The following is a 13,430-nucleotide window of genomic DNA, read 5'->3' on the forward strand; positions in this document are numbered from 1 at the left end:
TCTCCTACTGGATGAGACCGGTGGTGGGGGGCAGGTCGCGGACGCGGTCCTCGCTTGGAGGCAGTGGCGCCAGGCGTGCTGGGGTCGACTGGTACCAGAAGGCGACCGCGCTGTAGTCGTCGCTGCGTTCGAACAGGCAGACATCGGCACCGTCGACGGTGCCGGCAGCGCGGTACAGCAGCGAAGCGTCGCCCAGCGCCGCGAGGGCGGTGGCCCTGCTGCCCGCGCCGAGCTGTTGGATGGTGACCCGTAGGCTGGAGTCGAAGTAGATCGGGTCCGGGACGTGGAACCGGTACAGGGAGTAAAGCCCGGCTTCGTCGTCTACCAGGGGTGCCCCCTGGTAGGGACTGACCACTTCGGGCGTGCCCCAGGCACTGCCGATGTAGTCCTCCGTGCCGGTGCCGCAGATGGTCGGAAAGGTCTCGCCGTCGAGGTAGAACTTCACCTCCCCCTCGCCCCACCACTCCGTCTTGTCGGTGTAGAGGCTGCGGATGCCGATGACCGTGCCGAGGAACACTCCGGGACCGCCACCGGCGTCCAGGATCACGAAGTCCTCACCCAGGGGAACCGGGTTCTGTCGCCGGAACGACGCGTGAAACAGGCCCGCTGCGGCCAGGTCGTCGCCGAGGGTGTAGTCGACCTGGTAGAAGAACATGGCGACGTCGGTGGAGGACTCGTTCGTCACCGTGATCCTGGCATTGTCGTGGAACGGCATCGGGATCCAGCAGTTGAAGCCGGTCGCGCCCTGCATGGCGACGCACGCGGTGTGCAAGGGCCGCTGCTGACCGTGCGAGAGACCAAAGAAGTCGCCGATGGGCACCTCGACGCTGGGATACTCACAGCCGTTCCAGTACATCCGCAGGATGACGTTGCGCAGATGGTCGGGATCCCCTGGCGGCAGGGTGCACCAGATCCGTCGAACGACGCCCGGGCCGGTCGCCTCGAGTAACGTGACGCTCTGGCCGCGGGACAGCGGCTCGATACAGGGTCGACCCTTACGTCCGTTGTTGGCGCGACCACCCGCGCCCGGCTCGCCGGTCGGGTTCTCGGCTGTCACCGATCGAGATGCGACATTCTTGGGCAAAAGGTACATTTCAGGTCCAGGTTGGTTGTTGTCGGGTAAGGATCTGTTGGCGGAGGTGCCGTACGGGCTCGTCGGAGCGGTGCGGGCCCCCGCGTCAGGCGGTCTCCGCCGGCGGCCGGTCCACCGAGTCGCGTCGAATCAGCGGAGCCGGCATCATGCAGGTACGTGGCAGAGGGTCTTTGTCGCCGGCGAGCCGGGTCAGTGCCGTCCTGGCTGCCCATCGCCCCATGTCGAGGTGCGGTAGCTGGATGGTGGTCAGCGGCGGCGCCACGGAGTCAGCCACGAACTCCTGGTTGTCGAAGCCGACGACGGACAGGTCGGTGGGAATCGTCAGGCCGAAACCACGTGCGGCCCGGTAGGCCCCCATCGCGATTCGGTCGCTGAAGCAGAACAGGCCAGTGGGCCGATCGGGGCGGGCGAGCAGCCGGGCCGCCGCCTCGGACCCGTGGACCGCGGTGTTGCCGTCCGCGGCGACGACAAGCGACTCGTCGACCGTGAGCCCTGCCTCTTGATGGGCGGCGATATACCCGGCGAGACGACTTCGGGTAGCGGGTACGTCCTCGCGTTGGGTGCACATGCCGATGCGGGTGTGACCGGCCTTGATCAGTTCACCGACCGCGGCGCGGGCGCCGCCCTCGTCGTCGGGCACCACCCAGTCGATCGGACGTTCGGGCGGCTGACTGGCCGGGCGGCCGTCGAGGATGACGACGGGCAAACCGTCCGGAAGCGTCGGCAGCTCCACAAGTCGGTGGTACATACACGCGTAGATGAGCGCGTCGATGTTTCGTTGCGTGAGCGCCCGGACGGCCGGGGCGTCCAACTCGTGGTTGCCGCCCGTGTCAATGGTGAGCAGCAGGTAACCGCTGCTCCACGCCTCCTGCTGGGCGCCGGCAAGCATCTGACCGGCGAAGGGGGTGCTGGCCACCGCGTCGGACAGCAGACCGATCGTGTGCGTACGCCTCGTCTTCAGACCACGGGCGACCAGATTCGGAACGTAGCCGAGTTCCTCCGCCGCGCGCCGCACCGCTGCACCGACCGACGGTGTGACCCGACCCGCGTCACGGCCGGCCAACACCATCGACACCGTGGCCACCGAGACGCCGGCGCGACTCGCCACGTCCTTCTGCGTCGCCATCGCCCACCTCCACGTCGCAAAGTTCACTGGATCTCAACATGGTCGGCCATCGACTCGCGCCGGTGTCAGGCCCGGCACCTGTCCGCAGCGGGGCGCTGACGACACCGTCCACAACCACAGACCGACGACCCTCGACGTGGACTGCCTCGGTTGCCTCGGCCGCAACTCTCGGTCACGGCCGAGGTGTACGCGGCGGCGGCGTGTGCCATGATGACCACCTCCGTTAAACGACTAACTAGAGGTAAGCACATGGGTCGGCGTGTGTAAACAGTCCGTGGCAAATCTGTGTCATCCGTGCTCCACCTGCCGTCTGACCTGCATAGACGCGCCATCGGGGCGCGCGGGTCTGGCCGCGGAAGGCGTCAGTCACTCTGAGTGAGCAGATTCAAAGTTGGGAGTCAAAGTTGATCTTGGTTGTAGGTGAGTCCCTCGTCGACGTGATCCGGCGCGGCGACGGCACGCGGGATGAGCGGGCCGGGGGCAGCCCATTCAACGTCGCAGTCGGCCTGACGCGCCTCGGACGACCCACGATGCTGGCAACCCGCGTCGGGGAAGACGAACGAGGGCGTCGACTTGTGTCGCACCTCCGCGACGAAGGCGTGCATCTGCTCGGCGATCCGACTGGTCTGCCGCGCACCAGCAGTGCGGTCGCCGATCTCGACGACCAGGGAGCCGCGAGGTATTTCTTCGATCTCACGTGGGATCTACCTTCTGCGGCTCTCCCGGCGCGGGCGACCTTCCTGCACACCGGATCCCTCGCCACGATGATCGAGCCCGGCGCGCAGACGGTTCTGGAGCTCATGCAGCGCTCGAGGCCGAAAGTGACCATCTCGTACGACCCCAACATTCGGCCATCCTTGATAGCCGATCGGAAGCACGCGGTCGCCCACGTCGAACGCTCCGTGGCTCATGCTCACCTCATCAAGGCTTCTTCGGACGACGTCGAGTACCTCTACCCGGGCGAGCCGACGGACGCGATCGCCCACCGCTGGCTGGGCTTGGGGCCCACCGTCGTAGTGATCACCTCAGGCGCTGGCGGCGCCTCGCTGTACACCCGCCACCACACGCGACACGTTGCGGCTCCAGCCGTCGCCGTTGTCGACACCGTAGGTGCCGGCGACGCATTCATGGCCGGCCTGATCGACGCACTCGCACGCGCGGATCTTCTGCAACCACAAGCGTTCTCCTTCATCAACACCCGCACCGCGGAGACGCTCGACAATCTGCTACGACATGCCACGAGAGTCGCATCGCTCACCTGCCAACGTGCCGGAGCAAACCCGCCGACGCGGCAAGAACTCGACTGGGCAAGCCAACACGAAACCGCATGACTGGGCCTCGTCCTGGTGGTCCGCCGGCTGACCACATGCGAGAGGGACGGTTCTGAACTTGGTCGCGGCGGTGCTGCCCTGGTCGGCCACGCCGGCATCGACACCGACACCGAACAACTGGCCGCCCACGCCGACGGGCCGCGCCGGCTGCTGGTCTCCAGCGACTTCTATGCCGTGTGAACCTCAGCCGGCAGGAAGCCGACGGGCTGGTCAACCTGTACGGGCGGGCCCGATGCCCGGCGCCACCTCGTACGTGCCGGCGATGCCAACTGCACGCAGCTGCGGCACTGGACGTCGGCGTCCCCGGCCCGCATCAAGACCCTGCACGCCGCGCACGAGCAGGTGATGGCCGCCTGGGAACAGGCCCCGCGCCCGCGAGGTCCTGCGGCAAACCGGGGTGCGGATCGAGGAACTGGTCGAGCTGGCCCACACCAGCATCCGCCAGTACCAGCGCCCCAACGGCGAGGTCATCGCCCTGCTGGTCATCGCACCGTCCAACACCAACCGCGAACGAGTCGTCCCCATGTCGGCTGAGCTGTTCCACGTGATCGCCACCATCGTGCTCCGGCAGACCGCACACGGTCCGGTCCCACTCATCCCGCGCTACGACGGCCACGAACGGGTCTGGACAGCACCGATGCCCTACCTGTTCCAGCGGCAGATCGGCGGAGTCCGTCGGGTGACCAGCACCGGGACGATTCTGAACAACCTGCGTCGCCGTTGCCAGATCCTCGGAGAAACGAACCCGGCGTTCCGCGGGCTGCACTTCACCCCACACGACTTCCGCCGGCTGTTCGCCACCGATCTGGTGAACAACGGGCTGCCCATCCACATCGGCGCCGCCCTGCTCGGCCACATCAACGTGCAAACAACGCAAGGCTACGTCGCTGTCTTCGAGGAGGACGTCATCCGCCACACCTAGGACTTCCTCGCGCGTCGCCGCGCCATGCGTCCTCAGGAGGGATACCGGCCGGCCACCGAGCAGGAATGGTGCGAGTTCGAGGAACACTTCGACAAACGCAAGGTCGAACTCGGATCGTGCGGGCGCCCCTATGGAACCAGCTGCAACCGGGCGGCAGTCCTGCCACCACGGCCGGCGGGGCTGGCTGCGGGGTGCCAGGCAGAGTGCTGTCGGGCCGGCGAGTCCAGGATCGGTTGCCTAGTGTCCAGCAGCCCCACATCCGAGGCGGTGATGGGGACGGATCATCATGGTGTTGCTCCTCTCTGTGGAGCGGCGGGCGGCCCTTGGCTGTCAGGGCGGTGGGCCGCCCGCGCTGAATACGGCGTCGGCTAACGCCAAGCGGCGGTAGTCGCCGCTGTAAGGCCAGGGGCGATGTTGGCGGCGAGCTGCTGCGAGTTCGTAGGCGTCCTCGAGCAGGCGGCACAGGCCGGTGAGCAGGTCTCACATTGCCCGGCGGGGTTCGTTGACGTCTTCGGCCACCGGCTATGTCCCAGGGCCCCGGCAAAGTCGTCAGGTGATGCCGAGTAGCGCGAGGGGGCGGGTGCTGTCGCGGGCGTGATGCCGGTTGGCGGCGGCGATGTTGGTGACCCCGGTCAGGCGTAGGGCGCTGATGGCGGCGTTGCGTAGCGCGGCCATGACCTCGGGTCCGGTGCCGGTGCGGATCTGGGATCGGTCTTCGTCGTAGGTGACGTCGCGAACCCAGTGGACCTTGTTCTCGATCGACCGGTGGCCGCGGATCCATGCCGCCAGTTGTGCCGGTTTCGCTTGGTGCACGCGGAGGTCGGTGATGGCGTAGACGGTCTCGGTGGTGAACCGTTTCGGCTGGTCCAGGCGCCGTCTGCGGCGGCGGGTCTGGATGGCTTGGGCGGCGTTCGGGAAGTCGATGCCGGTGGCGATCGTCAGGATCTTCAGGCTGCGGATCTCGCGGCGGCCGTGCCCGCGGTCGGTGTCGCGTGCGGCGTCGGGGACTGCCCGCCAGGGCAGACCGGCGAGTTGGCTGTGCGGGCTGGGCTGGTTGCCTTTGACGGTCAGGATCCAGTGCCCGCCGCGTTGCGCGAGGTAGGTGACGTGTTCACGTTGGCAGTGCGGGGCGTCGGCGGTGATCACGGTGTCGCGCAGGTCGCTGATCTGGTCGAGCAGCGGTGCGTACCGGGTGATCTCGTTGGTCTTGCCGTCGACGTCGATGCCGGCCAGGACCACACCGGTGGCCTGGTCGCAGGCGGTGATCACGTGCCGGGCGGCGGTGTCGGTGGTGCGGGAGCCGCGCAGGGTTTTACCGTCGACGGCAATCGCCTGCGGGGTCGTCGAGGCAGCGGTGGTGGCCCGGCTGGCGAGCCAGACGCCGATCGCGGCGGTCAGTAGCTGCGGGTCCATGGCCTGCAACAGCCGACGAATCATCGCCTCCGACGGGCGCCGATCGGGAGTCATGCCCAGGGCGAGCGCCGTCGTGGCCGGAACATCGGCGACCCATTCGGCGATCGCCGCGTACGAGCGGTAGCCGGCGACCACGGCACACACCGCTGCGGTGACCACGACTGTCAGTTGGTGCCGGACACCTCGCCGGGCCCGTGGATCAGGCAGACCGGCGAGCGCTTCGGGTAGCCCACCAGCGGTTTCTGGCACGGTCAGAGCCGGTGCGTGGGACAAGGACGAGATCAGCGATGATGGCAGCGCGGGCATGACTCACTTCGGATGATCAGCATGGCGTAGAGAACCTTGATGATCTTCTGAACAGGTCATGCCCGTCTTGGTGCCACCAACAGCGGCGCTTCTACTCCAAGACCTACAAGTCAGACACCGTCACGACTTTGCCGGGGCCCTGCATCGCGGGGCGACGAAGCACGCCGTTCACCTGCGTCAGATGGTGCTGACGTACCTCACGCAGAACGAGATCGGAATCCTGACCGTTACTCATCGCTGCCGATCATGACATGGCGGCGAAGCCCCTGAATAGGCACGCTGTTCTCGGCTACGCGGAAGCCGAGCGAGTGCCGTGGTGAATGGTTTCTCGTTGCGCAACGTCACCAGGCCGGCCGCCACCATCGATACTGCTCAGATCAAGTTCCTCGTTCGCAGCCGACTGGCGACGCTATGAGCTCCCCGCATGATGCGCTACGGGCTTGTGTACCGGTCCTGAGCGGGCATTTCCGAGGTCGCCGAACGCGAGGGTTTCGCCGGACGTTGTCGTTTGATAGTGGCCTTTGATCTGGACTCGCATTACCCAGCGTACGGGCACATGATTGCCGTCGTATTCGCACCACAGGACCCGGGCATCGGCCAGGATGTCGCCGGCCTGGCGTCGTTCGGTCAGCCACTCCTGAAACTCGGGGTGTCGCCAGACCTGCAGCGGGATCTGTCGTTCCTTGGCGTTACGTCGTGCGCCGTCACCGATGATCGCTACCGCCGCCGCCGCGGCGGCATCAAGGGTGCTGGTGACCGGTATGGCGTTGCGTGTGGCGCATTCGCGAAGGTATCCGACGTGCGCGGCGGTTGTCGGGGCGCCGAGGACGACGCGGCCGCTGGCTTCCCATCGACCGAATTCCACGTTGGTTGTCAGGCCTGGTAGATGCCGCATGTCTCTCGGTACCCAGAACACGATGACGTCGACGATGGCGAGCCAGCGATCTTCCCAGGTGTGGTGGTCGTACTTGAGCGGTATGCCGTCGTGGGGCTCGGGTACGAACACGACGAGTTCGCCGGTTCCGGTCCAGGCGGCTTCGATGGCTTTCAGGGCTTCTGGGCGCCAGGACGGGATGTCGGTGGTTCTCGGCATCGGTCCGGCGAGGAACAGCGATGCGTCCCATGTGTCGGGTGGTTGCTGGTTGGCGTAGATCACCGTGACGGTGCCGGTCATGGCTGGACTCCGACGCGTTCGCACAGGGCGCGTAGCTCGGTCCATCCGCTTCCTCGGCGGGACTTCTCGAGCAGGTGTCGGACGGTCTCGCTGACCAGGGGGGAGAGCCGGACGCGTTGTGGCGCGAGGCGTTCGGCGTGCAGCAGCATCCGTAGCGCTTCGGTGTCTTTGTTGATGTTGCTCAGTGCGCGAGCGGTGTCGATGTAGAACGCCGCCTGGCGGGAGCGGGACACCGCCGCGAGTCCGGCGGGGTCGGCGTCCTGGGCGATTCTGACCGCTACTCGTGGGTCACCCGCGTCGGCGTTGATGCTGACGCGCCAGACGTCGATGGCTGTCGGGCCGAAGTTCAGGCCGAGTGCGGGCGATTGTCCGGTCAGTTGTGCCAGCTTTGCCGCTTCCGCGATCGCCGCCTCCGCGGTGGTGGTGTCTCCGAGCGCCCATTTGGCGAATCCCGTCACCATGTAGAGCTGGCCGAGCATCTCCTTGCCGTGCAGGTTGCCGGTGTGGGGTTCCAGCTCTGTGACGGCGCGTTCGGCTATACGTAGTGCGCGGGCGTACAGACCGCAGCCACTCGCCGCGTGTGCCTGGGACCAGGCGGCCATGCCGAGCATGACCGGATCCTGGAGGTACGAGGCGGCCTGTCGCCCGCGGTCGGCGATCATGACCGAGGAGGTCGGGTCACCGAGGTACCTGACCACGAACGACGCGGTGTCCTGGGCCAGCACCAGTGCCTCTAGGGCGCGCTCGCGTTCGTCGCCGAAGGCGGCGGCATGCAGGTCCTGCAGCAGGGAGGGTATGAGTTTGGCGGCACCGATGTAGTCGCACTTGAGGCGAAGGTCGACGACGAGGTCGAGCCGCTCGACCAGTCGCTCGATCGGTGTCGCCGCGACGGCTGGAGCGTCCTCGAGGTCGGCCTCGATGACGGCCTGCATCGTGTGGTAGATGGCCGTCTTGGCCTCGGTTCCTCCGTGCTCGAGACCGACGGCGCCGGAGCCGGTGAGCTCGGCCAGTGGCACGTTGAGTGCTTTGGCCAGGGCGGCGAGCATGAACCGGTTGTCGGCGCTGCGCTCACCGCGTTCCAGTCGGCCCCACTGGACGTGGCTGATGCCGGCGAGTGAAGCGGCGTGACGGATGGACCAGTTGCGTTGCAGCCGCAGCATCCGCAGTCGATCACCGATCGGTTCGGTGGCGATGCTACGTGATCTCATTCCTGCTCCCCGGAGGTTCCGGTCCTGCCCGACGAACTGACGGAACCACTTGGTACCAGTGTGGCACGGATCTGACGGTAGATTCCATCCATGCCCGGCTGGGCGATTGCCGCGTCGACCAGCATCGCTGGGACGGCCGGTACCGCTTTGGCGCCGGCCGCTTTACGGCTCGCGGCCGCACCGCCTGATCCATCGACCGATCTGCCGCCGAAACGGCAGTGAGGAAGGGAGAACGTGATGAACCCTTCGCGGCCCGCGACGGTGATCGCTCCGCTGTTCTCGCCCACGGCGCTGCTGCCGCTGAGCGAGCCGGGCGGGGTCTCGTACCCGATGGAGCACACGCCCGGCCCGCTGCGTCCCTACTCGGCCACCCTGGCGGTGCCGATGCCACAGGTCGGCAAACATCACACGACCAGCACCAGGCCGGCGACGGCGCTTCCCACCCAGCGGTCCAAGGACGGAGAAGTCGTCTCGGACACCACGCAGGACACCGGTATGGACAGCTGAGGCAGACCGTCGTGGACACATCCGGCACCGTGCTCGTTCTGACCTGCGCCGACGATCCGACCGCCGATGCCGTCATCGCCGAACTGTCACGCCGCAACGCCCGTGTGGCCCGGATGGACACCGGCGACTTCCCGACCGCCCTGAGGTTGACCGCGACCACCGTGGGCGGCTGCTGGACGGGCCGGTTGGCGACCGACGACACCCATGTCGATCTTGCAGACGTGGGCTCGGTGTACTTCCGCCGGCCGACCCGGTTCCGGCTGCCGCCCGGGATGTCCCCGGCCGACGAGGTCTTCGCGGCCGTCGAGGCACGACACGGCTTCGGCGGTCTGCTCGCCGCGCTGGACGTCCTGTGGGTGAACCAGCCGATCCGGCAGGCGGCCGCCGAGTACAAACCACTGCAGCTTGCCACCGCGGCCGCCTGTGGCCTGCGCATCCCCGCGACTTTGCTCACCAACCAGCACACCGAGGTCCGCGACTTCGCGGAGCAGGTTGGTGGGCCGGTGGTGTGCAAGCAGTTGTCGTCGCTGGTGTTCAGCGAGGACGACGAGATGCGGGTCACCTACACGACGGTCATCGGCCCCGCCGCGATCGACCCGGCCGCGTTCGCGGCGACCGCGCACCTGATTCAGGAGTTCGTGCCCAAGGCGTACGAGGCGCGGGTGACCGTGGTCGGTCGGACACCGATCGGGGTAGCGGTCCGGTCGACGTCGGCGGCGGGACGGATCGACTGGCGCTCCGACTACGACGCGTTGACCTATACATGGATCGACGTTCCGGCGACCGTGACGCAGGGCATCAACCGGTTCCTGGACGCCCTCGGACTTCACTACGGCGCGTTCGATTTTGTGATCACACCGGACGGCGAGTGGGTGATGCTGGAGTGCAACCCAGCAGGGCAATGGCTGTGGCTGGAACACGAGACCGGCGCGCCGATTGCCGCCGCGCTGGCGGACCTGCTCACCCAAGGACCCGCACGATGACCGACTGGCAGCCGTACGCCGCCGCGCTGGCCGACGACCTGACACGCGCCGGGGTGCTGACCCCGCAGTGGCGTCCGGCGTTCACGCACGTGCCCCGGCACCTGTTCGTGCCCGAGTTCTACACCAGCGACGACGAACTGGTCAGCGGCGCCGACCCGGCGCAGCACGACCGCTGGCTGACCGCGGTGTACTCGGACATCTCGTTGACGACGCAGTTGCGGACCGCGCCCGGCACCGACCTGATGTGGCCGACCAGTTCCTCGACCCGCCCCAGCTTGATGGCCCACATGCTGGCCCTGCTCGACGTGACCGATGGCCACCGCGTCCTGGAAATCGGCACCGGAACCGGCTTCAACGCCGGCCTACTCAGCCACCGCCTGGGCGACGCCCACGTCACCAGCATCGACATCGACTTCACACTCGTCGAGACCGCCAGCCAGCGACTCACCGCCCTCGGCCACCAGCCCCACCTGGCCAATGGCGACGGCGCGAACGGCGTTCCGGCACGGGCACCGTACGACCGGATCATCGCGACCTGCGCGGTACCCTCCATCCCCGCCGACTGGATCACGCAACTCGCCGAAGGGGGTCTCATCGTCGCCGACGTACGCGGCGAACTCGCCTCCAGCCTCATCGTCGCCCACAAGAGCACCCCGCATTCCGTCACCGGCCACTTTCTCCCGTCACCGGGACACTTCATGTGGCTGCGCGCCAACGCCGACAACCCCCTACGCGACGGCGGCGAACTCGCCGCGACGTACGACTTCACCTCCCCGCAGACCGACACGACGACCGTTCCCCTGTCCGCGTTCGACGACGACAACTTCCGGTTCGTCCTCGAGCTCGCGGTTCCCGGCCTCGGCCCGATCGGACACACGCTCCACGACGGCGGCGACGGCATATTCGTCACCGCCAACGACGCCTCCTGGGCCGAAATCAAGCCAGGCAAGGAGACCGAGTCGACCGTCCTGCACGGCGGGCCACGCCCGATCTGGCCCCGCATCGCCGACGCCTGGCAACGGTGGAACGAACTCGGACGCCCAAACCGCTCCCGCTTCGGACTCACCGCCCACGACGACGGCCACCAACACGCCTGGCTCGACCACGAGGACCAGCCAATCCACCTGCAACTGTGCTGAGTCGGCGGTCCCATCCGGACCGATCCGGCCAACCCAACCCACTACATCGCACAACGGGGATGCCGGCAGCGATGCTCGACAGAGATTGGAGAGCCGGGACGTGGAAGGCGTCCGCGAATGGACGGCGGAGCACGTGCGAGCATTACGCGAGGCATCGCGTATGAACAAGACCGACTTCGCTCGCACACTCGGAATCACTCTGCGGTCCGTGACGAACTGGGAAAACGGGGCACCACTCGCCCCGTTCAGCGAATCCATGCTGGACAGCTATCTCACAACCTTGAGCGGCGACGTACTGGAGCGATACCGCGCCAATCTGCACCGGTTGAACCCCGGGCACGAATCCGACAATCGGCATGATCGAACCGGAGACGAAACCCGCAAACAGTCGCGGTCGCCAATCGACGACGAGACACCCAGCCCACGCGACACGATCAACCACCTCGCTCAACGCTCCGGCCCACCAGTCACGATCGGTGCCACAATCGGTCAACTCCGCCGACAGCTTGACACCTCACTAACCGCGAACGGAGTCAACGACTCAACCGTCGAGCAGTGGCAGGCAATCGCGGACAGCTACGGCCGCACCTACCGGACCACGCCGACGCTGGACTTCCTGACGCGCATCACCCAGGACATGGCCGGACTGAGGACAGCAATCGACCAGTGGCGCACCGAAGCGCAACGCCGGGATCTCCTCCGACCTGCCGCACAGATGGCAGGGCTGCTGGCGACCGGCCTCGTGAACCTGGCCGATCATCGCGAATCACGCAGTTGGTTCCAGACCGCCCGACGCGCGGCACAAGAATGTCACGACGCCACACTCGAGGCCTGGATCATCGTCAGGCACGCGGTCAGCGCCCTCTACTGGGACGACGCCCACGGCGCCTTGGCCCTGACCGGACAAGCGATAGCGTTGACGGCCACGACTCCTTGCATCGCGTCAGCGTGGGCCCCGGCGGTTCAAGCACGAGCCTATTCCCGGCTCGGCCCCAGCCGAAGGGAAGACACTCGCGCGGCGATCGACCGCGCCGAGGTCGCATACGAGGACTTCGCGGCCGGCCACGGCGAGCAACACGCCTACGGCTACACAATCGCACAATTGCATTTCTACCGAAGCAACGCGCTGACCGAAATCGGCGACACGGCTACCGCATATGGTGCCCAGGGTGCCGCATTGGCCTACTACGAGCCCAAGGCGTCACTGGACTCCACCCTGGTCCGCATGGACAGGGCATTCTGCCTATCAAAGGATGGCGAACATGAGGAAGCCGCGCGCTTCGCGACACAGACACTGAAGGCGCTTTCCCCAGAACATCTGGCCCCCATCGTCATCCGACGGGCCAACGAATTCGCCTCGGAACTGCCGCGAGCATGTCGAAACCTTGTCCCGGTCCGCGAACTGGAAGACGTGCTACGCGGATCAACGAGGGCTGGAGGCGGCTCCGACGATGAACTCTGACGCCGGCCAGAAACGTCCCGGAATCCCTCCGCTCGCGCTGCGACAGTTCCGTGAAGGCGACTTCGATGAACTGGCAGCGCTCAACGCCTACGGCCTAGCGGCCGCCGGCATCAAGGCGGCCGACGACTACTACTCCGACCAGGACTTCCAAGACCTTCAGAACACCTACGCCGAGCCCGCCGGAGGAACCCTGCTGGTCGGCGAGATCAACGACAAGATCGTCGCAATGGGAGGAATCCGCCGAACCAGCCCGTCATCCTGTGAACTACTCCGCATGCGCGTCTACCCGCAGTACCAAGGGCGGGGATACGGCACACTCATCCTCGAATCGTTGGAAACCGCGGCAAGACAGTTCGCCTATCGGCGGATCACCCTCATCACCGGCCGAGACCAGCACCCAGCGGTCGATCTCTACGCGCACCACGGCTACCGGACCTTCAAGGAGGAGTCCCTACTCGGGATCCCCTGTGTCCACATGGCCAAAGAGTTGTAAACACGGATACCTACGACACCACGGGCTGAGGCATCGCCGTCCTCGGGCCGAGCCTGATGGCCGCGGCACCAGTGCGGACGAACCCAACCGGAAACGGACCGGACCGCACCGGAAACGACACCGGTACCCGACCGGTACCGGCACCCTGGGGCCCGAGGCGTCGATCGATACTGTGATCAGCAGCAGACGGCGGCGCAGAAATGGCACACGCTCCGGCTCGCGGACGTGGTCGTTGGTTCGATCTCCGAGATCGTTCCCGCAGGTGCGGAGGAA

Annotated in this window: 13 protein-coding genes; 8 read left to right on the forward strand and 5 right to left on the reverse strand. The window is 66.8% G+C overall.

Features of this window, described 5'->3' with window-relative positions:
* Positions 1-4: 4 nt before the first annotated feature.
* The gene (locus AB0I42_RS33235; RefSeq protein WP_357543716.1) at positions 5-1,093 is read right to left on the reverse strand and encodes a glycoside hydrolase family 172 protein; all 1,089 of its coding nucleotides are present in this window, start codon (positions 1,091-1,093) and stop codon (positions 5-7) included.
* 85 nt (positions 1,094-1,178) lie between these two features.
* Positions 1,179-2,219: a LacI family DNA-binding transcriptional regulator gene (locus AB0I42_RS33240; protein WP_357543717.1), complete on the reverse strand. Its 1,041-nt coding sequence runs from the start codon at positions 2,217-2,219 to the stop codon at positions 1,179-1,181.
* A 404-nt stretch (positions 2,220-2,623) separates the two neighbouring features.
* Between AB0I42_RS33240 and AB0I42_RS33245 the strand changes: the two genes are divergently transcribed.
* From AB0I42_RS33245 to AB0I42_RS33255, 3 genes are all read left to right on the forward strand, one after another.
* Positions 2,624-3,550: a carbohydrate kinase gene (locus AB0I42_RS33245; protein WP_357543718.1), complete on the forward strand. Its 927-nt coding sequence runs from the start codon at positions 2,624-2,626 to the stop codon at positions 3,548-3,550.
* Between the two features lie 15 nt (positions 3,551-3,565).
* The gene (locus AB0I42_RS33250; RefSeq protein WP_357543719.1) at positions 3,566-3,730 is read left to right on the forward strand and encodes a hypothetical protein; all 165 of its coding nucleotides are present in this window, start codon (positions 3,566-3,568) and stop codon (positions 3,728-3,730) included.
* A 202-nt stretch (positions 3,731-3,932) separates the two neighbouring features.
* Positions 3,933-4,472: a site-specific integrase gene (locus AB0I42_RS33255; RefSeq protein WP_357543747.1), complete on the forward strand. Its 540-nt coding sequence runs from the start codon at positions 3,933-3,935 to the stop codon at positions 4,470-4,472.
* Positions 4,473-5,021: 549 nt separating this feature from the next.
* Here the strand turns inward: AB0I42_RS33255 and AB0I42_RS33260 are convergent.
* The 3 genes from AB0I42_RS33260 to AB0I42_RS33270 all read right to left on the reverse strand — a co-directional run bounded on the left by AB0I42_RS33260 (position 5,022) and on the right by AB0I42_RS33270 (position 8,573).
* The gene (locus AB0I42_RS33260) at positions 5,022-6,191 is read right to left on the reverse strand and encodes an ISAs1 family transposase (RefSeq protein WP_357543720.1); all 1,170 of its coding nucleotides are present in this window, start codon (positions 6,189-6,191) and stop codon (positions 5,022-5,024) included.
* Between the two features lie 409 nt (positions 6,192-6,600).
* On the reverse strand, positions 6,601-7,365 hold the full coding sequence (locus tag AB0I42_RS33265; RefSeq protein ID WP_357543721.1) for a nucleoside 2-deoxyribosyltransferase domain-containing protein: 765 nt from the start codon (positions 7,363-7,365) through the stop codon (positions 6,601-6,603).
* Entirely contained in the window at positions 7,362-8,573 is a 1,212-nt protein-coding gene (locus AB0I42_RS33270) for a helix-turn-helix transcriptional regulator (protein ID WP_357543722.1), read from the reverse strand. The genes AB0I42_RS33265 and AB0I42_RS33270 overlap by 4 nt, the downstream gene beginning before the upstream one ends.
* Before the next feature lie 237 nt (positions 8,574-8,810).
* On the opposite strand from AB0I42_RS33270, the gene AB0I42_RS33275 reads away from it, so the two are divergent.
* The 5 genes from AB0I42_RS33275 to AB0I42_RS33295 all read left to right on the forward strand — a co-directional run bounded on the left by AB0I42_RS33275 (position 8,811) and on the right by AB0I42_RS33295 (position 13,157).
* Positions 8,811-9,080, forward strand: a complete 270-nt coding sequence (locus tag AB0I42_RS33275; protein WP_357543723.1) for a hypothetical protein — start codon at positions 8,811-8,813, stop codon at positions 9,078-9,080.
* Between the two features lie 11 nt (positions 9,081-9,091).
* Positions 9,092-10,063 carry an ATP-grasp ribosomal peptide maturase gene (gene tgmB / locus AB0I42_RS33280; RefSeq protein WP_357543724.1) on the forward strand — a complete coding sequence of 324 codons (972 nt, stop codon included), beginning with the start codon at positions 9,092-9,094 and terminating at the stop codon, positions 10,061-10,063.
* Positions 10,060-11,202 (forward strand): methyltransferase domain-containing protein, encoded by a 1,143-nt coding sequence (locus AB0I42_RS33285; RefSeq protein WP_357543725.1) that lies wholly within the window; start codon positions 10,060-10,062, stop codon positions 11,200-11,202. The genes tgmB and AB0I42_RS33285 overlap by 4 nt, the downstream gene beginning before the upstream one ends.
* A 160-nt stretch (positions 11,203-11,362) precedes the next feature.
* Positions 11,363-12,664, forward strand: coding sequence for a hypothetical protein (locus AB0I42_RS33290; RefSeq protein ID WP_357543726.1), 1,302 nt, complete (start codon positions 11,363-11,365; stop codon positions 12,662-12,664).
* Entirely contained in the window at positions 12,654-13,157 is a 504-nt protein-coding gene (locus tag AB0I42_RS33295; RefSeq protein ID WP_357543727.1) for a GNAT family N-acetyltransferase, read from the forward strand. The genes AB0I42_RS33290 and AB0I42_RS33295 overlap by 11 nt, the downstream gene beginning before the upstream one ends.
* Positions 13,158-13,430: the final 273 nt, after the last annotated feature.

The organism is Polymorphospora sp. NPDC050346 (assembly GCF_040655695.1).
GTDB classification, from domain to species: Bacteria; Actinomycetota; Actinomycetes; order Mycobacteriales; family Micromonosporaceae; genus Polymorphospora; species Polymorphospora lycopeni.